Genomic DNA, 22939 nt, shown 5'->3' with positions numbered 1-22939 from the left:
CCCATGTTAGAGTAGCGGTTTCTCGACTACCAGCGCCCAGATGTTTCCTGACAAACGTCAGATACAATCACCGAGATCGGTTGACAGCAGCCGGTTTTTGAAACGGTATTCGGTAACACTGTTGGCTCGTCGAAACGTCGTGGTTTTACGTCTCGGTTCGAAAGGGGAGACAATGAGCCACGACGCCACTGACGATGGGTATTCCGAAGGCGACCTTCGGAACACCGGGATGAACCTCCGCCACGACCGCGAGTGGGATTACGAACTCGAACGGATCGTCGAGGAGATCGAGGAGCGGGACGCCGAGAAGGTCGGCCTTCAGTTCCCTGAGGGCCTCAAACGTCGCGGTCCGGCGGTCGCCGACGATCTCCGCGAGGTCGTCGGCGACGACATCACGATCATGCTGTCGGGCCAGCCCTGCTACGGGGCCTGCGATCTCGATACGTTCCTGATGCGGCGGACGGACGTGTTCGTCCACTTCGGCCACTCGCCGATGAAGGAGTCGGACAAGATCATCTACGTGCCGCTGTTTTCGAACGTCGATCCCTTCCCGATCCTCGAAGAGTCGCTCGACGAGCTCGAAGACCCCGACGACGACCCCGCCGTGGGGCTGGTGACGACCGCCCAGCACATGAACCGGTTCGGCGAGATGGTCGACTGGCTCGAAGAGCGAGGGTACGAGGTCCACACCCGGCGCGGCGACGACCGACTCACCTACGAGGGCCAAGTCTTGGGCTGCAACTACGCCTCTGCCGACATCGACGCCGATCAAGTCCTCTACGTCGGCGGCGGGAAGTTCCACCCGATGGGGCTGGCGATGGAACACCAAGAGAAGAACGTCGTCATCGCCGACCCGGTCAACAACGTCGTGAAGATCGCCGACCCCGACCAGTTCCTCAAACAGCGGTACGCCACGGTCCACAAGGCGATGGACGCCGAGAAGTGGGGTGTCATCTTCTGTACCAAGATCGGCCAGGGACGCTGGGAGATCGCCGAGGAGATCCTGGAGAACAACGAGAACGCCTATCTGATCACGATGGACGAAGTCACCCCAGATCGACTCCTCAATTTCGATATGGACGCCTTCGTCAACACGGGCTGTCCGCGGATCACGACCGATGACGGGCCTCGATTTAAAAAGCCGATGCTCACCCCCGGCGAGTACGAGATCGCAATGGGCAACAAGCCGCTCGAAGACCTCGAATTCGATACCTTCCACGGTACCTGGTAGCCCCGCCCACCGTCGGGACGGCTGCCAGCCAAATGCGGATGTTTTAGACCGTCGACTGTCAACATAGCCTAATGGTCGAAGACGTGACGATCGCGACGCTGACGGCGCTGTCGGTGACCGCGAGTTTCCCCTTCTTTCTCTATGGGGCGTGGATCATGATCGACGCCGAGACGGTGACGTGGGACGTGCTCACCTACCACCTCAAATTCATCGCTGTCGGACTGACGCTGACGACGGTGCCGATGGTTACGTGGATGATCCCGCGGCTGTTCGACCAACTCGGCGGCCTCTCGGCGCTCCATGCGTTCCTCGGATTGCAGGCCTACGCGCTGTTGCTCGCCGGACTAACTGGGATCGTCCGCATTTTTCAGGCCAAGCGGAACGCCGACCTGTATAAAAATCCGGACCAGGACGTCGACCTCGATGATCTCCACGAGAACATGAGCGCGTGGCGCGCCCGCCTCCGAGTCGGCGTCTTCGGCTACACGCTGTTTTGGATCGCCGCGTGGCTGGTCGGGATGTATCGGTACGTCCTACGATACTTCTTATAAACCGAGCAGTCGATGCTGTGATCGCCGAAGCGAACGACGGCGACGTATCAGTAGTCGTCGACTATTTATAACCGACTCTCAGTCCCACGGGTCGCCGGAGGCGAGGTCGACCTCGTTGTCGAGTTTCGACGAGGGGCAGATGTCTTCGAGCAGACAGTCCGAACAGTCGGGGTTGATCGCCGTACAAGTCTCCCGGCCGTGGGTGATCATGAGGTGGGTGTACCACTGCCAGTCCTCTTCGGGGACGATCGGCATGAGGTCCTGTTCGATCGCCTCGGGTCGCTGTTCCTCGGTGATACCCAGTCGGCGAGAGATGCGCTGGACGTGAGTGTCGACCACGATCCCCTCAACGATTTCGTGGCCGTGCTGGAGGACGACGTTGGCAGTCTTCCGGCCGACGCCTGCGAGATCGGTAAGTTCGTCCATCGTATCGGGCACCTCGCCGTCGTGTTTCTCGATAATATCCGAACAGGACGAGCGGATGTATTTGGCCTTGTTGTTGTAGTAAGTGATCGAGGAGATGTCTTCGGCGAGTTCCTCCTGGTCGGCCGCCGCGTAGTCGGCCGCACCGTCATACTTCTCGAACAGCTCTGCTGTGACTTTGTTTACCCGCTCGTCGGTACACTGGGCCGACAGCATCACAGCTATGAGGAGTTCCAATCGGCTTGAAAAGTTCAGCGAGATCGTCGTGTCGGGGTAGGCGTCGTGGAGCCTGTCGATTACTTCGAGTGTCTGCTCGTGTCGACTGTCGAATCGCGTGCCCATACAGCACTGTTGACGGGTAGCCTGTTGAGTGGTTCGGAGTCGGCGAGGGGATCGACTCGGACAGTGCTTATAAAATCCGGGTCCGTAGCCAGCGTATGGGGTTGTTTTCGCGGTCGGCGCTGCAGGCGCGGAAACGCGCGCTCGTCAAGACGCTTTGTTATCGGCTGGTTATGATCCTCGTCACCGTCGCAGTCGCGTGGGTTTTTATTGGTGATGTCGGAAATGCACTCAACATCGGGATCGTTGCCAACGTCGTCAAAACGGGAACCTACTATCTCTACGAACGGCTGTGGGATCATATCGCGTGGGGTCTCTCACAGCCGAATTAAAAACGACAAGTAAATCGGGGCTACCGGGTGTTAGGCGAACGCTAGGGAGCTGCCAACGTCCTCGTCGGCGTCGACCTGAATCTTCTCCCAGGCGTCGACGAAGTCCTGGCGGTAGACCTCGGTGCGGTCGTCGCGGATCGCAAACATTCCGGCCTCCGTACAGACAGCCTTGATGTCCGCACCCGAGGCGTCGGTCGCCAACTCGGCGAGTTCGGAGAAGTCCACATCGTCAGAAACGTTCATATTGCGGGTGTGGATCTGGAAGATGATCTCTCGACCATCCGCTTCGGGTTTCGGCACCTCGATGAGACGATCGAAGCGACCCGGCCGCAGGATGGCGGGATCGAGCATATCGAAGCGGTTGGTCGCTGCGATGAGGCGGATATCACCGCGCTCGTCGAAGCCGTCCATCTCCGAGAGTAGCTGCATCATCGTCCGCTGGACCTCGGCGTCGCCGGAGGTCTTCGAGTCGGTGCGCTTCGAGGCGATGGCGTCGATCTCGTCGATGAAGATCACGGCGGGTTCGTTCTCGCGGGCGACCTCAAAGAGATCCCGGACGAGTTTGGCCCCTTCGCCGATGAACTTGTGGACCAGTTCCGAACCGGCCATCTTGATGAAGGAAGCGTTGGTCTGGTTGGCGACCGCTTTGGCGAGCATCGTCTTGCCGGTCCCGGGCGGGCCGTACAGCAGGACACCCGACGGTGGATTGATGCCGACTTCGGTAAACATCTCCGGCCGGTCGAGCGGCATTTCGACGGTCTCTCGGACCTCCTGGAGCTGGTCGGCGAGCCCGCCGATGTCCTCGTAGGTCACATCGGGGCTGTGGTCGACCTGCATCACGCGGGCGCGCACGTCAGTCTCGTTGTCGAGCCGTTTGACGATCGACAGCGAGTTGTTGACCGCCACCCGGGCGTCGGGTTCGAGCTCCTCGCGCATCTCGGGGGTGACCTCGGTCAGGGCCTCCTGGTTGTTGCCGTGCTGCTTGATAATCACGCCCTCCTCGGAGAGCTCCTGGACGGTGGCGACGAACAGCGGCGACTGCTTGAGCTTCTTGTTCTCGTGAGTCAGCCGCTCTAATTTCTGTTTGTACTTGTTGTTCTCCGCGTTGGCGTCGAGCAGTTTGTCCCGCATCTCCTCGTTTTGGGACTCGATGACGCCTAGGCGATCCTGCAGCGCCTCGATTTTGTCTTGTCGGGACGCCGTCTCCTCGTAAGGTAGTTCGACGTCGTCCACGGTGTCAGTCATCGACGGCACTAAGGCGGTGATTAATAAGAGGTTTCGGGTCGGGGTGCTCCTCGCCGCTCATGATAACACACCCACACCATGCCCATAGGTAATAGCAAGTAATAGCAAGTATTATCATACAGCATTCGAGACTAGCCGGTATCCATGAGCGCACCAGAAGCTGTTTCCGCCGACGAATCGGGTGACCGATGGGCTGCGGTCCGTGATCTGCCGCCGAGTGCGAAACTCGTTGCCAAGGTCTTAGAGTACAACGACACGCTCACACAGAGCGAACTCGCCGAAGAGACGCTGCTGCCACCGCGGACGGTTCGGTACGCGCTGAGCCGACTCGAAGACGCCGACGTGGTCGACTCTCGGTTTTCCTTCTCCGATGCCCGCAAGCGGCTCTACAGTCTCAATATCTAAGAGACTGGTTCGGCGGCGGTCGATGTCGAAGACCCGTCCGGTAGTTCAATAGACGGTCAGTACGTTTATCCCAACAGTCGCACACACTGCAGCAGCCTCGCCCGACGAGCCACGGAACCGATATACCACACGAGGAACAACAGACGGGCAATGACACGGGTGATACACACCGGCGACACCCATATCGGTTATCAGCAGTACCACTCCGCCGAGCGTCGACAGGACTTTCTGGACGCCTTCGAGCAGGTGGTCGACGACGCCATCGAGATGGACGTGGCGGCGCTCGTCCACGCCGGGGACCTGTTCCACGACCGTCGGCCCGAGCTTCCTGATCTCCTTGGGACGCTCAACGCGCTTCGCCGACTCGCTGGGGCCGACATCCCGTTTCTCGCAGTCGTCGGCAACCACGAGTCGACACGCGGCGGCCAGTGGCTCGACCTTTTTGAACGGCTGGACCTCGCGACCCGACTCGGCTCCGAGCCGGTGATGGTCGACTCGGCGGCAATCTACGGACTCGACCACGTGCCGGTCTCTCGGCGTGAGGATCTCGACTACGAGTTCACCCCACCGTCCGACGACGTGACCCAATCGGTGCTCGTCAGCCATGGTCTGTTTACACCATTTGCACACGCTAACTGGGAGACTGAGACGGTCCTCGCGGAATCGAACATCGACTTCGATGCAGTGCTCCTCGGCGACAACCACGAAGCAGGCATCGAACAGGTCGACGAGACGTGGGTAACGTACTGTGGATCGACCGAGCGCGCGAGCGCGAGCGAACGCGACGGCCGCGGCTACAACGTCGTCGAATTCAGCGACGAACCCGGACCTTCGGGCGTCGACATCCGCCAGCGATCCGTGAAGACACGCCCGTTCGTCTTCGTGAGCGTCGACCTCGCCGAGGGAGAGGGCAGCAGTCGCGTCCGCGAGCAGGTCCGCCAGTACGATCTCGACGAGGCCGTCGTTAGCGTCGAAATCCTCGGCGATGGCGACCCCGTCACCCCCGCAAACATCGAGGAGTTCGCCCTCGACCGCGGGGCACTGGTGGCCCGGGTCACCGATCGGCGGGAGATCGAAACCGAGACCGAACTCTCGGTGAGCTTCGCCGATCCCGACGCTGCCGTCGACGAGAAGATCCGTGAACTGGAGCTCTCGGAGACTGCCCTCGACATCGACGAGACAGTCCGGGCCAGCAAGCTCGCCGACAGCAACGTCCGTGAGGCGGTCTCCCAGCTCGTTGAAGACGGAGTAGAGGACGAGCCTGCTGACCCGGCCGACGATCCCGTGAGCGACGACCAACCGGAGGCGGAATCCGAAACAGCAGGTGATAAATCTACAGACGAGCCCGCGAACGAACCGGCGACCGACGGCCAGCTCTCCCTGGAGGATCTCCAATGAGGTTCACCCGGCTCCGACTCTCGAACTTCAAGCCCTACGGCGACGTCGACGTCCGGTTCCGCGATGGCGTCACGGTGATCCACGGGCTCAACGGCAGCGGTAAATCTTCCCTTCTGGAGGCCTGTTTTTTCGCCCTCTACGGCTCGAAAGCCCTCTCGGGAACGCTCGGCGATGTGATCCGAAACGGCGAGGAGGAGGCCTCGATCGAACTGTGGTTCACCCACGAGGGCGTCGACTACTCGATCGAACGCCAACTCCGTCGGAGCGGCGATCGGGTCTCGACGAGCAAATGCGTCCTGGAAGGCGACGACGGCAGCGGCGAGCCGGTCTCACGGGACGGCGCGCGTGCGGTCCGGACCTTCGTGACCGACCTCCTACGCATGGACGCCGAGGCGTTCGTCAACTGCGCCTACGTCCGGCAGGGCGAGGTGAACAAGCTCATTAACGCCACCCCCCAGCAGCGCCAGGACATGATCGACGATCTGCTCCAGTTGGGGATGCTCGAAACCTACCGCGACCGGGCCGGAGAGGCCCGACTCGGCGTCGACGACGTGCTGAAAGACGCGCGAGGATCGCTCAAACAGGTCGACTCCCAGATCGAGGCCAAAGAGTCCCAGAACCTCCACACCAAGCTCAACAGTCTCGAGAGCGATCTCGAGGACGTCGAAGGGGAGATCGACCATTTCGAAGACCAACAGGCAGAAGCCGAATCGACGCTCGAAGACGCCGAATCAACACTTGCCGAGTACGAGGACAACCGCGCCGAGATCCAGGAGCTCGAAGCCGAGATCCAGGAGCTCGAAGCCGAGATCAGCGACACCGCCGCGACGAGGGACAACCTTGGCGACGACCAGCGGACGGCCCGCGAAAAGCGCGAGGAACTCGAAGCCGACCTCGCCGACCGGCTCGCGGAAACCGAACTCTCCGAGGCCACTGCCGAGGCGATCGCCGACCGAAAATCGACACTGGCCGACCGCCAGGAGGAACTCGCCGAGGAGATCAGCGACCTTCGAGTGAAAGCCACCGGCTTCGAGAACCAGGCCGACAACCTCGAAACGACAGCTGACGAGCTGGAGACAGCAGCTGAGGAGGCCGACACAGCCGCCGAGGAGGCCGACACAGCAGCCGAAGAAGCCGAATCGGCCGCCGAGGAGGCCGAAGCCAAACGAGAGTCATTGGCCGACGAGCAGTCGACGCTCCGCGCCGAGTTCGAGGACACGCCGGTCGCAGTCGGCGAGGCAACCGCCCACCGCGAGCAGCTCCAGGAGCGCCGCCAGAAGCTCGGCGAACGGGAAGCCGAAACCAACGCGACACTGAGCAGCGTCCGCGAGTCGGTCGATGAGGCCGAGGCGCTGCTGGCCGAGGGGAACTGTCCGACCTGTGGTCAGCCGGTCGACGACGCGCCCCACGTCACCGACATCGACGACCAGCGCGACCGGATCGAAACGCTCGAAGCCGAACTCGAAGAGATTCGCGAGGAGCGCGAGGATGTCGACGACGAGATCACGGCCGCAACCGAACTCGTCGAGGCCGAATCGACGCTCTCGGAGCTCGATGCCGACCGCGAACGACTCGCCGACCGGATCGAAACCCACCGCGAGACGGCTGTCGAAAAACGCGAGGCGGCCGACGCCAAGCGCGAGAAAGCCGTCGAAAAACGCACGGAGGCAGCCGAACGCCGGGAGGCGGCCGAAACGAAACGCGAGGAGGCCGCCGACACCCGCGAGGAGATCGAGCGCCTGACCGAACGGCGCGCCGAGCTCACCGAGGCGATCGACCGACTCGAAGCAGTCGACGAGCTACGGAGCGAGATCGAGGAGCTTTCATCGAGAATCGATCGCCTCGCCGACAAACGCGAGTCACTGGCCGAGCGCAACGCCGACCGCCGCGAGTGGCTGGCCGACAAGCGCACACAGTACGACGAACTGCGAGAGGCCTTCGACGAGTCGGCCGTCGAAGGGGCACGCAAGCGGAAGGCCAACGCCGAGGACTACCTCGAACGGGTCGGCGAGAAACTGGCCGAACTCCGCGAGCGGCGCGACGAGCTCCAGAACGCCATCGGCGGCGTCAAAGCCGACATCGAGGGGCTCGAAACCCTCCGGGAGGACCGCGAGGAGATCGCCGCCCGCGTCGACCGGCTCGAAGCGCTCCACGAGGAAACCGAGAGCCTCGAAGCGATGTACGGCGAGCTCCGGACCGAGCTCCGGCGGCAGAACGTCGAGAGCCTCGAACGGATGCTCAACGAGACGTTCGACCTCGTCTACGGCAACGACGCCTACTCGCACATCGAACTCGACGGCCAGTACGAGCTGACCGTCTACCAGAAGGACGACCAGCCCCTAGAGCCCGAACAGCTGTCGGGCGGCGAGCGCGCGCTGTTCAACCTCAGCCTCCGGTGTGCAATCTACCGGCTGCTCGCGGAGGGGATCGACGGGGCGGCACCGACGCCACCCCTAATTTTGGACGAGCCGACGGTGTTCCTGGATTCGGGCCACGTCGGCCGACTGGTCGACCTCGTCGAGGAGATGCGCGGCTTCGGCGTTCGCCAGATCCTCATCGTCAGCCACGACGACGAACTCGTCGGGGCGGCCGACGACCTCATTACGGTCGAAAAGAACCCCACGACAAACCAGTCGACGGTGAGCCACACCGACGACGCCGATCTGGCCGTCCTCGGGCAGGTAGGCGACGACTAACGCTCTGTCCGGAGTTGGTCGATGGCGGTCGCTGCCAGTTCAGTTGCGTCGTATCCACGCTCGCCGTAGCTGGTCGCCTCTTCGACCAGCCCGGCGGCCCGGAACTCGACGAGCAGACCGTGAAGGTCGCTTTCACAGAGGTCGTAGCTGTCGAGCAGTTCGATCGTCGAGCAGGGACCCTGATCGACCAACTCGACGAGCAATCCCACCGACTGGTCGTTGTGGGTCGCCGTGAGCAGTCGGCGCACAGGCGCGTCGATAGCCGTGGCCGCCGTCTCCAGCGGCGACTCGCCGTCGACCACGTCGAGTCGGTCGTTGTCGATATACTGCTCGGCCCCCGTCTGTGGGTTTCGAACGAGGCTCGTCTCGCTCGACTGTTTGATGAGGAGATAGCGGGTCCCGTCGGCAGCTGACACGGTTCGCATTCGGGTCGACGGAGGGATTCAACGGAGTTAGCGATTGTGTCCCGAGTCGGCCTGGTCCGATTCGGGACTCTCGACTGGCTCGGATTCCGACGGAAGTTCTGTAGCGGTTGGCTCGGAGTCGTCGCGGTCGCGCTTGTACGACCGGTAGACCTGTCGGAGCCGGAACAGCGTTAGAGAGCCAATAACGAAGAGCCCACCGCCAAGCTGGAACATGTCGCGGACAACGACAAGTAAGAGACCGACACTGACCAGCAGGACGCCGAGGTTGGCCAACAGTACACAGACCGTAAAGGTGTTGAGGAGATCGGGGTCGACCTCCGAGAGATCACGGGTGAGTTCCTCGGTGGTTGGCTCATCGGGCTCGTAGTCCGAGGCCTGGGTGAACTCGGAGACGAGATCGGACTCTGCGGGGTCGCCGAAGGGGTGTTCGAGATCTCCCCACCGGTCCAGGAGGCTGTCGTCCTCGTCATCGGCTGAATCGCCGGGCACAGTCAGCATTCGACGACTGGGCGCAAAAGAATTCGCGTTTCGAGGTGGCTCCCACAGGGAGCCGAACAAGGAGGCCGATCCAGTTCAGGCGAGATCAGTGAGCCTCACAGCCTGAGTGGTTTCGACCCATGCAAGCGGGTTTTCCGCGTCGTAGAATACCACACCCCCATCGACTTCATACGATTCGACGGTCTCGACTCCATCCGGTTCGGCTGCGTCAGCACGATCCCACTGCGTGTCGTCTACGTGGGTGGACATAATCACTACATGGTAACGTTTGACACAGTATATACCTTGTTGTTGCGCTGATCGTTGCCACACCACATGCGATGGGCGTGGCTGCTGGGAGAAAGCCCGGTCTTTTTGGTGAGACGGCCCAAGGGGTCGCTATGACACAGTCGGATCTCTCGACCTTCTCTTCTCCCGACACCGAATCGGCGACCGCCGAGCCCGATGCCGCCGAAGCCGCCGCTGTCGTCGCTGGCAACGGCGGTGGCCGGGTCAGCGAGGTCGTCGACATCGACGAGGCGCGGTTCCCCGACTCGACGGGCACCGTCGAGCTGATGGTGACGCAGGTCGACTACACGATCGAAGGCAGCGGCCGCGAGGAACACCCCGTGATCCACGTCTTCGGTCGCCGCGAGGACGGCGGCCACGAACACGTCCGGGTGCTCGGCTTCGAGCCTTATTTTTACGTGCCGACCGACTCGCTGGAGGCCCCGCCCGAAGAGGAGTACGACGCGCTTATCGACAGCCGCGAAACGGACCCGGAGGGCGAGCCCTTCGAGAGTATCCGCGGCGAAAAACTGACCAAGATCATCGGCCGGACACCGCGGGACGTCGGACAGATCCGCGACGAGTTCGACCACTACGAGGCCGACATCCTGTTTCCGAACCGGTTCCTGATCGACAAGGGGATCAACAGCGGCATCGAGGTCTCGGAGCGTCGGCTCGACGACGACTCGATTCAAGTCCCCCACAACGAGGTCATTTCCGCGGACGTCGACAGCGACCTCCGGGTGAATATCTTCGATATCGAGGTCAACGACAGAAACGGCTTTCCCGAAGACGGCGAGGAGCCGATCGTCTGTCTCACCAGCTATGATTCGTTCGACGAGGAGTACATCGTGTGGATCTGGGAGGCCGAAGAGGGCGACGGCGAGATTCCCGCCGACCTCCCGGACTACGAGCCCTACCGCGATGCGATCACCGTCGACGTCCGTAGTTACGACACCGAGGCGGCGATGCTGGACGCCTTTATTAGGTATATCGAGGCTACCGACCCGGATATTCTTACAGGGTGGAACTTCGAGGACTTCGACGCGCCGTACTTCCTCGACCGGCTGGAGGAAGTCGACAAACGGCAGGACGTCGATGAAGACCTCTCGATCGATCGGCTCTCGCGCGTCAACGAGGTCTGGCGCTCGGGCTGGGGTGGGCCAGATATCAAGGGCCGGGTCGTTTTCGATCTGTTGTACGGCTACAAGCGTACGCAGTTCACTGAACTCGACTCCTACCGGCTCGACGCCGTGGGGGAGACGGAACTCGGGGTCGGCAAAGAACGCTATTCGGGCGATATCGGCGACCTCTGGGAGAACGACCCGACGCGACTCCTGGAGTACAACCTCCGGGACGTGGAACTCTGTGTGGAGATCGACCGCAAGCAGAACCTGATCGCCTTCTGGGACGAGGTGCGAAAATTCGTCGGCTGCAAGCTCGAAGACGCACCCACACCCGGCGACGCGGTCGACCAGTACGTTTTGCATAAGGCCTACGGCAAGTTCGCCCTCCCAACCAAGGGGAAACAGGAATCCGAGGATTTCGAGGGTGGCGCAGTGTTCGATCCGATTACGGGCGTCAAAGAGAACGTCACCGTGCTCGACCTCAAGAGCCTGTATCCGATGTGTATGGTGACGATCAACGCCGGACCCGAAACCAAGGTCGACGACGACTTCGAGGGCGAAACCTACCGCGCGCCCAACGGGAGCCAGTTCCGCAAGGAGCCCGACGGAATCATGCGAGAGATGGTCGACGAGTTGTTGACCGAGCGGGAGAACAAAAAGGAACTCCGGAACGAACACGACCCGGACAGCTCCGAGTATGCCATTTTCGATCGGCAGCAGGCAGCTGTCAAAGTTATTATGAATTCGTTGTATGGCGTTACGGGGTGGGATCGGTTCCGACTCTACGACAAAGAGGGCGCAGCAGCGGTCACCGCCACCGGCCGGGAAGTCATCGACTTCACTGCAACCGCGGCCAACGAACTCGATTACGAGATCGCATACGGAGACACTGACAGCGTTATGCTCGAACTCGGCAAGGATACGTCAAAAGCCGACGCCATCGACCAATCCTTCGAGATCGAGGAGTACATCAACAGCCGATACGACGACTTCGCCAGCGAGGAGCTCAACGCAGACGCCCACCGGTTCCAGATCGAGTTCGAGAAGCTCTACCGGCGGTTCTTCCAAGCGGGCCGGAAAAAGCGGTATGCGGGCCACATCATCTGGAAGGAGGGCAAGGACGTCGACGATATCGACATCACCGGCTTCGAGTACAAACGCTCGGACATCGCGCCCATTACCAAACGTGTCCAGAAGGACGTTATCGAGACGATCGTCACCGGTAACGATGTCGACGATGATATCGAGGAGGTCCGGGAGTACCTCACAACCGTCATCGAGGAGTTCCGCAACGGCGAGCGGAGCGTCGACGAGATTGGGATTCCAGGAGGCATCGGCAAACGGCTCGACGCCTACGAGACACCGACGGCGCAGGTCCGGGGCGCGCAGTACGCCAACCTCCTGCTCGGGACGAATTTCGACCGTGGCTCGAAACCCAAGCGGCTGTATCTCGAAACCGTCCATCCCGACTTCTTCCGGCGCATGGAAGACGAGGAAGGGTTCGACCCACAGACCGACCCACTGTACGGGGAGTTCAAGCGCGATCCGGACGTGATCTGCTTCGAGTACGCCGACCAACTCCCCGAGGAGTTCGAAGTCGACCTCGACAAGATGCTGGAGAAAACGCTCAAAGGGCCGATCTCCCGGGTGATCGAAGCCCTCGGAATGTCCTGGGAGGAGATCAAAACCGGCCAGACACAGACCGGTCTCGAACAATACTGGTAGAGAGATCGTCACGAACCGGCTGTCCTTTTCGATTCGGGAAGTTTTCTTTTCTCATCTGCAGATTTGAAGGGGTGAATGCGTAACCATTATGGGCGTTACATCCCACTACCCTCATACGAGGCAACGAATCAACAATGGCAACACTCGAAATCAAAAATCTACACGCAGCAGTCGCAGAAGAGGACGGCGAGACGATTCTTCGGGGCGTCGACCTCGAAGTCAACTCGGGCGAGATCCACGCGCTGATGGGTCCCAACGGCTCCGGAAAGTCGACGACCGCCAAGATCATCGCCGGACACCCGGCCTACGAGGTCACCGAGGGTGAGATCCTCCTTCATCTCGACGACGAGGACGTCGAGGACATCGACGAGGACCTCGACGCCGAGGATCTGTCGTGGAACCTCTTGGAGCTCGAACCCAACGAGCGCGCGGCGCTCGGTATCTTCCTCGGCTTCCAGTATCCCGCCGAGATCGAAGGCGTCACCATGACGAGCTTCCTCCGCCAGGCGCTCAACGCCAAAGCCGAGGAACGCGAGGAGCTCTTCGAGGACGAAGACGAAGAGGAAGCAGCCGACGACGACGAGGAAGGCTACGACACCTCGCCGATGGAAGGGCCCGCCGACGACGGCGCGGTCAGTGTCGCCGAGTTCCAGCAGATCCTCAGCGAGAAGATGGAGCTGCTCGACATGGACGAGAAGTTCATGACCCGCTATCTCAACGCCGGGTTCTCCGGCGGCGAGAAGAAACAGAACGAGGTCCTCCAGGCAGCCTTGCTGGAGCCCGCCATCGCCGTGCTCGACGAGATCGACTCGGGGCTGGACATCGATCGCCTCCAGGACGTCTCGAAAGGCATCAACGCCCTCCGCGACGAGCAGGGTACCGGCGTGCTGCAGATCACCCACTACCAGCGCATCCTGGATTACGTCGAACCCGATCACGTCCACGTCATGCTCGACGGCAAGATCGCCAAAAGCGGCGGTGCCGAGCTCGCCGAGAAGCTCGAAGACAAGGGCTACGACTGGGTCCGCGAGGACGTCTACGAGACGGCGTAATCAACACTGTTTACGCACAGCACTATAAGCAACCAACTCCAAACACAATACATGAGTTCCGAAGAACACATCAAACAGACAGACACCGAGGCCCGATTCGAGTTCAAGAAGGAGGAAGCCTCCGCCTTCAAGAGCGAAAAGGGACTGACCGAGGAGACAGTACGGGTCATCTCGGAAGACAAGGACGAACCGGAGTGGATGCTCCAGCGCCGCCTCCGCGCCCTCGAGCACTTCCAGAACATGCCGATGCCGACCGACTGGCCCGAGATCCCGGACCTCTCGGAGGTCGACGTCAGCGAGATCGTGCCATACATCCGACCTGACATCGATGTCCGCGGCGGCGTCGACGACTGGACGGACCTACCGGACGACATCAAGGACACCTTCGACAAGCTCGGCATTCCGGAAGCCGAGAAGAACGCGCTGTCGGGCGTCGGCGCGCAGTACGAGTCGGAGATCGTCTACCAGAACATGCAGGAGCAGTGGGAAGAGAAAGGCGTGATCTTCTGTGACATGGACAAGGCGGTCCGTGACCACGAGGATCTCGTTCGGGACTACTTCATGAACAAGTGCGTCCCACCGAGCGACAACAAGTTCGCCGCACTCCACGGCGCGATCTGGTCGGGCGGCTCGTTCGTCTACGTGCCCGAAGACACCAAAGTCGAGATGCCGATTCAGGCCTACTTCCGGATGAATTCGGAAGGAATGGGCCAGTTCGAGCACACGCTCATCATCGCCGAAGAGGGCTCGGAGGTCCACTACATCGAGGGCTGTTCGGCCCCGAAATACTCCGAGTTCAACCTCCACTCCGGCGGCGTCGAGGTCTTCGTCGGCGAAGACGCTCACGTCCAGTACTCGACGGTCCAGAACTGGTCGAAGAGCACCTACAACCTCAACACCAAGCGCGCCATCGTCGAGAAGAACGGCCGCATGGAGTGGATTTCGGGCTCGATGGGCTCGAAAGCCACGATGCTGTACCCCGCCTCGATCCTCAAGGGTCGCGGGGCGAGCGACAACCACATCACCATCGCCTTCGCGGGCGAGGGTCAGAACATCGACACCGGCGCGAAGGTCTACCACAACGCCCCCGAGACGAAGTCGACTGTCGAGTCGAAATCGATCTCGAAGGACGGCGGTCGGACCAACTACCGGGGACTCGTCCACATCGCGGACGGCGCGGAGAACTCCTCGACAGCAGTCGAGTGTGACGCGCTGATGTTCGACAACGAGTCCACGTCGGACACCATGCCGTATATGGAGATCAACGAGTCGAAAGTCGACGTCGCACACGAGGCGACCGTCGGCAAGATCGGCGACGAGGACATCTTCTATCTGCAGTCCCGCGGTCTCGACGACGACGACGCCAAGCAGATGATCGTCTCCGGCTTCATCGAGCCGCTGACCGAGGAACTGCCGATCGAGTACGCGGTCGAACTCAACCGCCTCGTGGAACTCGAAATGGAGGGCTCGCTCGGATGAGCGTGCAGGTTCCAGCCACGATCTCCGAGGAGACGGTCCAGGAGATCTCCGAGCAACGAGACGAGCCCGAGTGGCTCCTCGAACGCCGCCTTGCGGCGCTCGATGCGCTCGACGAGCTCGAACTGCCCGATGTCATCCAGACGCCGGGGCGACGATGGACCAACCTCGAAGAACTGGACTTCGAGAACCTGGTCGACCCCCTCGACCAGTCCGACGCGACCGAACGCGTCGAGGCCGAGGGCGCGACCGTGCTCTCCTTTGTCGAGGCGCTCGACGAGCACGAAGCGCTCGTCAAAGAGCACTTCGGCTCGATCGTCGACGCCGAGGAGAACTACCTGACCGCGCTGTCGGCAGCGCTGTTCACGACGGGAACGGTCGTCTACGTCCCCGAGGGCGTCGACGCCGAGGATATCACGATCCGCGCGGAGATGAACTCCCGGTCGCTGTTCAGCCAGACGCTGGTGGTCACCGAGAAGTCTGCCTCCGCGACGATCCTCGAATCCATCGAGTCCGGCGAGGACGTTGAGGGAGACCGTTTCTTCAGCAACATCGTCGAGGTAGTGGCTGGCGAGAACAGCTACGTCCAGTTCGGCTCGCTGCAGAACCTCGACCAGGAGACCTACCACGTCACGCTCAAGCGTGCGGTGACCGACACCTACGCCACCGCCAACTGGATCGAGGGCAACATCGGCTCTCGACTCACCCGCTCGGACGTCGAGACGGAACTCAAGGGCGACGGCTCGGAGACAAAGGTCGTCGGGGCCTTCTTCGGCCACGAGGACCAGCATCTCGATGTCAACGCCCGTGTCTGGCACCGCGCCGAGCACACGACCGCCGACCTCGTCACCCGTGGCGTGCTCGACGACGTGGCCCGGTCGGTCTACGAGGGCGTCCAGGACGTCGGCGAAGGCGCGTGGAACACGAGTTCCTACCAGCGTGAGAACACCCTCATGCTCTCGGACGACTCCGAGGCCGACGCCTCGCCCAAGCTGATCATCAAGAACCACGACACCGAGGCCAGCCACTCGGCGACCGTCGGGCAAGTAGATCAGGAGGACCTCCTGTATATGACCTCCCGCTCGATCGACCCACGGACGGCCCGCAACATGCTCGTCGAGGGCTTCTTCGTGCCGGTGCTCGAAGAGATCGACGTCGAGGCCTTCCGCGAGGACCTCTCGGACCTCATCATCGAGCGGCTCAACTAACGCAGCCGACAGCGGCTCCGATTTTATTTATAAGTAGCCAGTGAGCGGTCAGCGGCGGCTATTTATAAATAGAATATAAAGAAGCAGGGTCGATGACGTGATGAGTGTCGACCGAGCAGCGGCAGCTACTCGTCGCCGGTCGATTGGGCCCAGCCCATCGACCGGTCGACGGCGTCGTGCCAGCGGTCGAACTCCTCGGAGTAGTCGGCGTCCTCGTCAGGTTCGAACTCGCGGTCGACCTGCCAGTTGCTTCGGAGCTCGTCGACGGTGTCCCAGTAGCCGACCGCAAGCCCGGCGGCGTAGGCCGATCCCAGCGCAGTCGTCTCGTCTACCACCGGCCGGACGATGTTCGTGTTGACGATATCAGCCTGGAGCTGACAGAGGAAGTTGTTCTTGACCGCCCCGCCGTCGACCCGGAGATCGGCCAGGTCGATCCCGCTGTCTTCGACCATCGCTTCGGCGACGTCTTTGGTCTGGTAGGCGATCGCTTCGAGCGTTGCTCGAACGATGTGGGCCGGGCGGGTACCGCGGGTCATCCCAACGATGGTGCCGCGGGCTCGTTGGTCCCAGTGTGGGGCCCCGAGTCCGGTAAAGGCGGGGACGAAATAGACGCCGTCGGTGGAGTCGACGCTCCGAGCGACGGCCTCGGACTCCATCGCGTCGTCGATCAGCGTCATGTCTTCGAGCCACTCGATGGCCGCACCGGTGATGAAGATCGCCCCCTCGAGGGCGTACTGGACCGGCTCGCCGGAGCGCTGGAAGCCGACGGTCGTAAGCAGGCCGTGGTCGCTTGCGACGGCCTCGTTGCCGGTGTTCATCAGCATGAACGAGCCGGTGCCGTAGGTGTTTTTGGCGTCACCGGAGTCGAAGCAGGTCTGGCCGAACAGCGCCGCCTGCTGGTCGCCGAGCGCGCCCGCAACGGGCACTTCGGCACCGAGGAAGCCGTCGGCGTCCGTGGAGCCGTAGGTCTCGTCGTCCGAGGAGGGACGGACTTCGGGCAGCGTCGCGGCGGGAACCGAGAACTCCTCCAAGAGTTCGTCATCCCAGTCCATCTCGTGGATATCGAACAGCATCGTCCGCGAGGCGTTCGAGACGTCGGTGATATGGTTGCCGGTGAGGTTGTAGATCACCCACGTATCCATCGTCCCGAACATGAGATCACCCTCCTCGGCGCGCTCGCGGACGTCCTGGGGCCGGGCGCGCTGGAGTTTGATCGGATCGGTGTTATCCAGGAGCCATTCGGCTTTGGTCGCCGAGAAGTAGGCGTCGGGTTCGAGCCCCGTTTTCTCCTGGACCATCTCGGCTTTTCCCTCGTCTTCGAGGGTTTCGATCCGGTCGGTCGTCCGGCGGTCCTGCCAGACGATCGCGTTGGCGATCGGATCGCCGGATGCGGCATCCCACAGCAGCGTCGTCTCCCGCTGGTTGGTGACGCCGATCGCTTCGAGCTGGTCGGGCTCTATTCCACCCTCGTCGAGGGCCGTGTTGATGACGCTCTTCGTGTTCTCCCAGATCTCCGTGGGATCGTGTTCGACCCAGCCGGGCTCCGGATAGATCTGTTCGTGTTTCTCGTATGCGCTTGAGACGACGTTGCCACCATGGTCGAAGACCATAAACCGTGTGCCAGTGGTCCCTTGATCGACGGACCCGACATATGTATCAGTTGCCATAAATAATCACCAGTGTGTCTGCGGGTAGCACGCGCCGGTCCGGTCGCTGGAGGATGCCGTCGACCGTCCGGACGGTGTGTAACCACTACCCGATCCACAGGTAGTAATCAATGATTCATATAATAAATATTATCATCTACACGATAATTTTTATAATGTAATAAGATATTCGTAGAGTAATGAACGGATGTCGACGCCAGCGAGCGGTCTCGTCGCCGGGTAGTCGTCGGCTGCTGTAATTCAGACGCCAGATAATTTCGCAGTATGAGTGCAGTGTAAAATTTTACGGTGCGTTCGACAGTGACTACCTAGTGGGATGTTTTACCAGGAGCCAGCCCTTCAGTACGAGGTGACAGTCGAGGAGCCGGATCCGCAGTTCGGCAAACTGCTCCAACAGGCGATCGGCGGCCAGGAAGGCGAGATGCGGGTGGCCCTCCAGTACATGTTTCAGGCGTGGGCGCTGCCGCCGGAGTACGACGAGTTCCGGCAGCTGTTGATGGAGACCGCCGCCGAGGAGCTCGGCCACATCGAGATGCTGGCGACGGCGGTGACGAAAAACCTCCGCGGGGCCGACGCCCAACTCGACGCGGAGGCCGATCAACACCCGCTCGGCGAGAGCGTTATGGGCGGCCAGAATCCACGCACGCTGCTCTCGTCGGGACTGTCGGCGATGCCGGTCGACAGCAACGGCGTGCCGTTTACGGGCGGCTACGTCGTCGCTTCGGGGCATCTGGCCGCCGACCTCTATGCCAACGTGATGGCCGAGTCGACGGGTCGGCTGCTGGCCAGCCGACTGTACGAGCTGACGGACGATCCAGGAATGGAGGAGATGCTCTCGTACCTGATCGCCCGCGATACGATGCACCAAAATCAGTGGCTCGAAGCCCTCGACGCGCTCGACGATCCCCACCCGATCCCGTCGAGTTTCCCCCAGGAGCAGGAAAACCAGTCGGTCAACTACTCGTTTATGTCGACAGCCAGAGAACAGCAGCCGGACCCCGAGCTGCCGTGGACACAGGGTACCTCCCCCGATGGCAAAGGGGAGTTCGAGTTCATGGCCGACCAGCCCGGCGGGAACGTGCCGACGGTTCCGGCCCCCGCGCCGATGCTGCACAGCGATCCCAACGAGTAGCGGCTTCGGCTCGTCGAGACAGCCACCGGCGGATTCGTTTTTTGAGCCCCCCGAGAGTGTAACGGCCGTCACAAACAGTGACCGGTGATAGCTCCGACTGTGGTATCGAAGCGTTGATACAGCAACTGTGAGTTACGGTCGACAACGAATGGTGTCGCGTTTATGAGGTGGCGGCTCGACTGGTATGCAAGCCTGAGTCTCGTCGGGACCGTTATCAAATATCTCGCGTTGACGATGGTGGTTCCCCTCATCGTGGCAGTCATCTACGGAGAGGATTTCTGGGTCTTTCTCGTCTCGCTGGCAGTCGCACTGGGGATCGGAATCGGGCTCGAACAGTTCGACGACGATCCGGATCTCGGTCCGCCGGAGGCGCTGTTACTCGTCTCGGTGTCGTGGCTCGCGGTCGCGGTGGTCGCCGCGGTTCCGTACGTGTTGGCGGGCTACGGCACGGAGTCGACGCTCCGATTGCCGGTGAACGCGCTGTTCGAGGCGACAAGCGGAATCACCACCACGGGGGCGACTGTTATGGGCGAGATCAGCGTCGACAGCCACTCACACGCGATTATGATGTGGCGGCAGCTCACCCAGTGGCTCGGCGGGATGGGAATTATCGTCCTGATGATCGCAATTTTACCGGAGCTGGCGGTCAACGGCGCGCAGTTGATGCAGTCGGAGGCCCCCGGCCCGGAGCTCCAGAAACTCACGCCGAAGATCGCCGAAACCGCCCGCGCGCTGTGGATCATCTACTTCGGCTTTACGATCGCGCTGATCGTCATCCTCTATGGGCTCAATCTGGTTGGACTGGCTCCGGAAATGAACCTCTACAACGCGATCGCTCACGGCTTTTCGACGCTGCCGACCGGCGGCTTCTCCCCGCAGGCCGACAGCATCGCCGCCTTCAGTGCGGTCGTCCAGTGGGTCATCATTCCGTTCATGGTGGTTGCCGGTGTCAACTTCGCGCTGTTCTGGCACGTACTGCGGGGCGAGTTCCGCACGCTGGTCGACAACACCGAGTTTCGCGCCTATGCCGGGGCGATCGCCGTATTGGTCGCCGTGCTAACGTCGGTGTTGGCCCTCGGGGGCGCACCGGCACTGGAACGTGGCGGCGTCACTGAAGGACTCACTGAGAACACGATTCGACAAGCGGCCTTCCAGATCGCCTCGCTGATGAATTCGACTGGCTTTGCGACCGCCGATTTCGCCCAGTGGGATCAGCACGCCCAGATGCTGCTGCTGTTTACCATGTTCATCGGCGGCTCGGCGGGCTCGACCGGCGGCGGCGTCAAGGTCGTCCGGTGGCTGGTCGTCCTCAAAACGATCCGCCGCGAACTGTACACCACGGTCCATCCCGACGCCGTCCAACCCGTCCGCCTCGGCGGTAAGGTGATCGACGAGGACGCGATCCGCGGTATCATGGTGTTTACGCTCCTGTACATCGTGCTGTTCGCCGTCTCGGCGGTGTTCCTCGAACTCGATTCGGCCCGGATCGGCGAACCGATCTCGACGCTCGAAGCCTTCAGCGCCTCGCTGGCGACCATCGGCAACATCGGACCGGGATTCGGTTCGGTCGGCCCCTTCGGCAACTACGAAGGGTTTTCGGCCCTCTCGAAACTGTTGATGGTGTTTCTGATGTGGATCGGGCGGCTCGAAATCGTCCCAGTGCTCGCGCTGTTCGTCGGGCGAATCCAGGACCGATAGCTACCGGTGGCAGCTGTCAGTCGACGACTTCGAGCGTCGTACTGAGGCCCTTTGCGAGTTCGGCTTCGAGATCCGGATACAGCCCGAACAGTTGGCCGATCCGCCGTCGAATCCGGCCGCGCTTGGTTTTGCCGACCATAACCCGGTCGGCCGTTTGCCTGGCGGCCTCATCGACGATGGCCTCTTCGAGGACGTACCCCTGTCGGACGACGTAGTGGGCCGGGATCTCGCCGAAGGCGGCTTCGACCGCCGCCCGAAGTTCCTCGCGGGTGATGCTGTCGCCGTTCTGGAGGAGGGCGACGTGGAGGACGATCAGCGAGTCGCCGTCGGCAGTGTGGTCGAGCCCGCGGCTGATCGTCCGGTGACTGTCATCCGTCAGCGGATACCGGACCGAAACGAGCGTGGTTGTCACGACCGGAGTTCGCTGAGCGGGTATATTTGTCTTCCTTCCACAGAATCCGATTTGATATTTACAAGAGTGTCACGAAATCAGTTAGCTCTGCCAGAACGACCGGGTGAACAGCACCAACACGGGGATGATCTCGATCCGACCGATCCACATGAAAACGACCAGTGCGGCTTTGGTCGACATCGAAAACACGTCGTAGGTGCCGTACGGCCCCGCGGGACCGAACGCCGGACCGATGTTGAGGAACGTGGAGGCCGCCGCGCCCAGCGCATCGAACTCCCCGAACCCTCCCTCGACCAGATAGAGGCCGGTCCGTGCGCCGTCGACGACGATCAGCACGGTCACGAAGAAGACGCCGACGATGGCGATCAGCGTATACGAGTAGATGTTGCGTATCGTATCCTCGTCGACGGTAACGCCGCTGAGTCGGACCGGTCGAATCGCCTCGGGATGGATGACCGTAAACAGATCCCGCCGGAACGCTTTAAATACGACCAGCCACCGCAGGGATTTGATCGAACAGGTCGTCGAGCCAGCCATTCCGCCGAGGAACATACACATCAACAGCAGGTGTTTGGCGAACGGCGACCACAGATCGAAATTCGCGTTGGCGTAGCCGGTCGTCGTGATGATCGAGACGACGTTGAACACCGACTGCCGGAACGTGTCCGAAACCCCGGTGCCGGTCGGGTTTTCTTTGAGCAGCAGGATCGTGACGATCAGTCCGGAGAACACGATGACGGTGCCGAGATAGAACCGGAACTCCTCGCTGTTGCGGAGCCGGGCGAGGTTGCCCTGCAGCACGAAGTACATGAGGACGAAGCTGGTCGACCCCAGAAACATCACGACGATCAGCACCCAGTGGACGACCGGTGCGAAGGCCTCGATACTCAGCGGCTCCGTGGAGAACCCCGCGGTCGACACGCTCGTAAAGGCGTGGGCGACCGAATTATAAAGGGTCATGTTCGGTGCGAGGCCGACCAGATACAGGATATATAAAACTGCGACGGTGCCGAGCGTCAGGCCGGCGTACAGTTTGCCGATCAGGCGGGCGGTGTCTTCGATATGCGGAGTGAGCTTGTCGACGTTGTCGTACTGGGTTTCGGTCTCCATCAGCTGTGCCCCACCGACCGAGAGCCGCGAGAGGATCGCGGTGGCGAGGATCAGGATGCCGAGCCCGCCGAGCCACTGGGTGAGCTGTCGCCACATCATGATCGACCGGGCGTGGATATCGAACTGCCTGAGGACGGTTGCTCCGGTCGTGGTGATCCCACTCATCGACTCGAAGGCGGCGTTGATCGGATGGGCGATAGTCCCCTGGCCCGCAACAACGAAGGGGACCGCACTCACCAGCGCGACCAACAGCCACGTCAGCGACACCATGAGCAGCGCCTCTCTCGGCCCGAGTCGCTCCTCGCCGTCGAGCCGTTTGAGCCGTTCGAGCAGCCCACCGCCGCCGAGGGCGACGCCGATGGTCACGAGAAACGGCGCGACCGGCTCGGCGTAGTAGACCGCAACCAGCAGGGGAAAACACAGCGGGGCGGCCAGCCATTTGACGATCGTGCCGGTCAGACTGAGGCTGTACCGCCACGACACTCGGACGTTCATTCGGATGGTCGACTCGATACAGTGACC

General features: G+C 61.7%; 20 protein-coding genes. 12 read left to right on the top strand and 8 right to left on the bottom strand.

Annotation, left to right across the window (positions count from 1 at the left end; genetic code table 11):
• The first annotated feature begins 172 nt into the window (after positions 1-172).
• On the top strand, positions 173-1231 hold the full coding sequence (gene dph2 / locus NO877_RS02460) for a diphthamide biosynthesis enzyme Dph2 (protein ID WP_256394706.1): 1059 nt from the start codon (positions 173-175) through the stop codon (positions 1229-1231).
• Positions 1232-1302: 71 nt separating this feature from the next.
• Entirely contained in the window at positions 1303-1782 is a 480-nt protein-coding gene (locus NO877_RS02455; protein WP_256394705.1) for a DUF7321 family protein, read from the top strand.
• Positions 1783-1860: 78 nt separating this feature from the next.
• Here the strand turns inward: NO877_RS02455 and nth are convergent, their stop codons facing one another.
• Entirely contained in the window at positions 1861-2547 is a 687-nt protein-coding gene (gene nth / locus NO877_RS02450) for an endonuclease III (protein WP_256394704.1), read from the bottom strand.
• A gap of 95 nt (positions 2548-2642) precedes the next feature.
• On the opposite strand from nth, the gene NO877_RS02445 reads away from it, so the two are divergent.
• Entirely contained in the window at positions 2643-2876 is a 234-nt protein-coding gene (locus NO877_RS02445; protein ID WP_256394703.1) for a DUF2061 domain-containing protein, read from the top strand.
• A gap of 30 nt (positions 2877-2906) precedes the next feature.
• Here NO877_RS02445 and pan1 read toward each other — a convergent pair whose 3' ends face one another.
• Complete coding sequence (gene pan1 / locus NO877_RS02440; RefSeq protein ID WP_256394702.1) at positions 2907-4121, bottom strand: proteasome-activating nucleotidase Pan1; 1215 nt, start codon at positions 4119-4121, stop codon at positions 2907-2909.
• A gap of 144 nt (positions 4122-4265) precedes the next feature.
• Here pan1 and NO877_RS02435 point away from each other — a divergent pair, with 144 nt between their 5' ends.
• From NO877_RS02435 to rad50, 3 genes are all read left to right on the top strand, one after another.
• Entirely contained in the window at positions 4266-4526 is a 261-nt protein-coding gene (locus tag NO877_RS02435) for a MarR family transcriptional regulator (protein ID WP_256394701.1), read from the top strand.
• A gap of 150 nt (positions 4527-4676) precedes the next feature.
• Positions 4677-5924 (top strand): DNA double-strand break repair protein Mre11, encoded by a 1248-nt coding sequence (gene mre11 / locus NO877_RS02430; protein WP_256394700.1) that lies wholly within the window; start codon positions 4677-4679, stop codon positions 5922-5924.
• Positions 5921-8620, top strand: coding sequence for a DNA double-strand break repair ATPase Rad50 (rad50, locus tag NO877_RS02425; protein ID WP_256394699.1), 2700 nt, complete (start codon positions 5921-5923; stop codon positions 8618-8620). Before mre11 ends, rad50 begins: the two co-directional genes overlap by 4 nt.
• Here the strand turns inward: rad50 and NO877_RS02420 are convergent.
• The 3 genes from NO877_RS02420 to NO877_RS02410 form a co-directional block, all read right to left on the bottom strand.
• The gene (locus NO877_RS02420) at positions 8617-9045 is read right to left on the bottom strand and encodes a DUF7346 family protein (protein WP_256394698.1); all 429 of its coding nucleotides are present in this window, start codon (positions 9043-9045) and stop codon (positions 8617-8619) included. The genes rad50 and NO877_RS02420 overlap by 4 nt on opposite strands.
• Before the next feature lie 27 nt (positions 9046-9072).
• Complete coding sequence (locus tag NO877_RS02415) at positions 9073-9534, bottom strand: DUF7322 domain-containing protein (RefSeq protein ID WP_256394697.1); 462 nt, start codon at positions 9532-9534, stop codon at positions 9073-9075.
• An 84-nt stretch (positions 9535-9618) separates the two neighbouring features.
• On the bottom strand, positions 9619-9792 hold the full coding sequence (locus tag NO877_RS02410; RefSeq protein WP_256394696.1) for a DUF7331 family protein: 174 nt from the start codon (positions 9790-9792) through the stop codon (positions 9619-9621).
• A gap of 131 nt (positions 9793-9923) precedes the next feature.
• On the opposite strand from NO877_RS02410, the gene NO877_RS02405 reads away from it, so the two are divergent.
• The 4 genes from NO877_RS02405 (at position 9924) to sufD (ending at position 16398) form a co-directional block, all read left to right on the top strand.
• Positions 9924-12662, top strand: a complete 2739-nt coding sequence (locus NO877_RS02405; protein WP_256394695.1) for a DNA-directed DNA polymerase — start codon at positions 9924-9926, stop codon at positions 12660-12662.
• A 134-nt stretch (positions 12663-12796) separates the two neighbouring features.
• Positions 12797-13714: an ABC transporter ATP-binding protein gene (locus tag NO877_RS02400; protein WP_256394694.1), complete on the top strand. Its 918-nt coding sequence runs from the start codon at positions 12797-12799 to the stop codon at positions 13712-13714.
• A gap of 51 nt (positions 13715-13765) precedes the next feature.
• On the top strand, positions 13766-15193 hold the full coding sequence (gene sufB, locus NO877_RS02395) for a Fe-S cluster assembly protein SufB (protein WP_256394693.1): 1428 nt from the start codon (positions 13766-13768) through the stop codon (positions 15191-15193).
• Positions 15190-16398, top strand: coding sequence for a Fe-S cluster assembly protein SufD (gene sufD, locus NO877_RS02390; protein WP_256394692.1), 1209 nt, complete (start codon positions 15190-15192; stop codon positions 16396-16398). Before sufB ends, sufD begins: the two co-directional genes overlap by 4 nt.
• Positions 16399-16523: 125 nt before the next feature.
• On the opposite strand, the gene glpK is transcribed toward sufD, so the two are convergent.
• Positions 16524-18065: a glycerol kinase GlpK gene (gene glpK / locus NO877_RS02385; protein WP_256394691.1), complete on the bottom strand. Its 1542-nt coding sequence runs from the start codon at positions 18063-18065 to the stop codon at positions 16524-16526.
• A 316-nt stretch (positions 18066-18381) separates the two neighbouring features.
• Here glpK and NO877_RS02380 point away from each other — a divergent pair, with 316 nt between their 5' ends.
• Together NO877_RS02380 and NO877_RS02375 are read left to right on the top strand one after the other, a co-directional pair.
• Complete coding sequence (locus NO877_RS02380) at positions 18382-19197, top strand: manganese catalase family protein (RefSeq protein WP_256394690.1); 816 nt, start codon at positions 18382-18384, stop codon at positions 19195-19197.
• Between the two features lie 162 nt (positions 19198-19359).
• Complete coding sequence (locus NO877_RS02375; protein WP_256394689.1) at positions 19360-20895, top strand: TrkH family potassium uptake protein; 1536 nt, start codon at positions 19360-19362, stop codon at positions 20893-20895.
• 16 nt (positions 20896-20911) lie between these two features.
• Here NO877_RS02375 and NO877_RS02370 read toward each other — a convergent pair whose 3' ends face one another.
• On the bottom strand, positions 20912-21307 hold the full coding sequence (locus NO877_RS02370) for a universal stress protein (RefSeq protein WP_256394688.1): 396 nt from the start codon (positions 21305-21307) through the stop codon (positions 20912-20914).
• 81 nt (positions 21308-21388) lie between these two features.
• Positions 21389-22912: a TrkH family potassium uptake protein gene (locus NO877_RS02365; protein ID WP_256394687.1), complete on the bottom strand. Its 1524-nt coding sequence runs from the start codon at positions 22910-22912 to the stop codon at positions 21389-21391.
• Between the last annotated feature and the right edge of the window lie 27 nt (positions 22913-22939).

Source organism: Halohasta litorea (assembly GCF_024494645.1).
GTDB classification, from domain to species: domain Archaea; phylum Halobacteriota; class Halobacteria; order Halobacteriales; family Haloferacaceae; genus Halohasta; species Halohasta litorea.
The sequence above is the reverse complement of the archived record's forward strand: the minus strand, read 5'-3'. Positions and strand labels throughout refer to the sequence as shown.

Bases quoted from the DNA above. Each gene is read 5' to 3' on its own strand.
- NO877_RS02445 (WP_256394703.1), top strand. From the start codon at position 2,643: ATGGGGTTGTTTTCGCGGTCGGCGCTGCAGGCGCGGAAACGCGCGCTC.
- NO877_RS02410 (WP_256394696.1), bottom strand. From the start codon at position 9,792: ATGTCCACCCACGTAGACGACACGCAGTGGGATCGTGCTGACGCAGCC.
- glpK (WP_256394691.1), bottom strand. From the start codon at position 18,065: ATGGCAACTGATACATATGTCGGGTCCGTCGATCAAGGGACCACTGGC.
- sufB (WP_256394693.1), top strand. From the start codon at position 13,766: ATGAGTTCCGAAGAACACATCAAACAGACAGACACCGAGGCCCGATTC.
- NO877_RS02420 (WP_256394698.1), bottom strand. From the start codon at position 9,045: ATGCGAACCGTGTCAGCTGCCGACGGGACCCGCTATCTCCTCATCAAA.
- nth (WP_256394704.1), bottom strand. From the start codon at position 2,547: ATGGGCACGCGATTCGACAGTCGACACGAGCAGACACTCGAAGTAATC.
- NO877_RS02375 (WP_256394689.1), top strand. From the start codon at position 19,360: ATGAGGTGGCGGCTCGACTGGTATGCAAGCCTGAGTCTCGTCGGGACC.
- NO877_RS02455 (WP_256394705.1), top strand. From the start codon at position 1,303: ATGGTCGAAGACGTGACGATCGCGACGCTGACGGCGCTGTCGGTGACC.
- mre11 (WP_256394700.1), top strand. From the start codon at position 4,677: ATGACACGGGTGATACACACCGGCGACACCCATATCGGTTATCAGCAG.
- sufD (WP_256394692.1), top strand. From the start codon at position 15,190: ATGAGCGTGCAGGTTCCAGCCACGATCTCCGAGGAGACGGTCCAGGAG.
- NO877_RS02400 (WP_256394694.1), top strand. From the start codon at position 12,797: ATGGCAACACTCGAAATCAAAAATCTACACGCAGCAGTCGCAGAAGAG.
- rad50 (WP_256394699.1), top strand. From the start codon at position 5,921: ATGAGGTTCACCCGGCTCCGACTCTCGAACTTCAAGCCCTACGGCGAC.
- NO877_RS02435 (WP_256394701.1), top strand. From the start codon at position 4,266: ATGAGCGCACCAGAAGCTGTTTCCGCCGACGAATCGGGTGACCGATGG.
- dph2 (WP_256394706.1), top strand. From the start codon at position 173: ATGAGCCACGACGCCACTGACGATGGGTATTCCGAAGGCGACCTTCGG.
- NO877_RS02405 (WP_256394695.1), top strand. From the start codon at position 9,924: ATGACACAGTCGGATCTCTCGACCTTCTCTTCTCCCGACACCGAATCG.
- NO877_RS02380 (WP_256394690.1), top strand. From the start codon at position 18,382: ATGTTTTACCAGGAGCCAGCCCTTCAGTACGAGGTGACAGTCGAGGAG.
- NO877_RS02365 (WP_256394687.1), bottom strand. From the start codon at position 22,912: ATGAACGTCCGAGTGTCGTGGCGGTACAGCCTCAGTCTGACCGGCACG.
- pan1 (WP_256394702.1), bottom strand. From the start codon at position 4,121: ATGACTGACACCGTGGACGACGTCGAACTACCTTACGAGGAGACGGCG.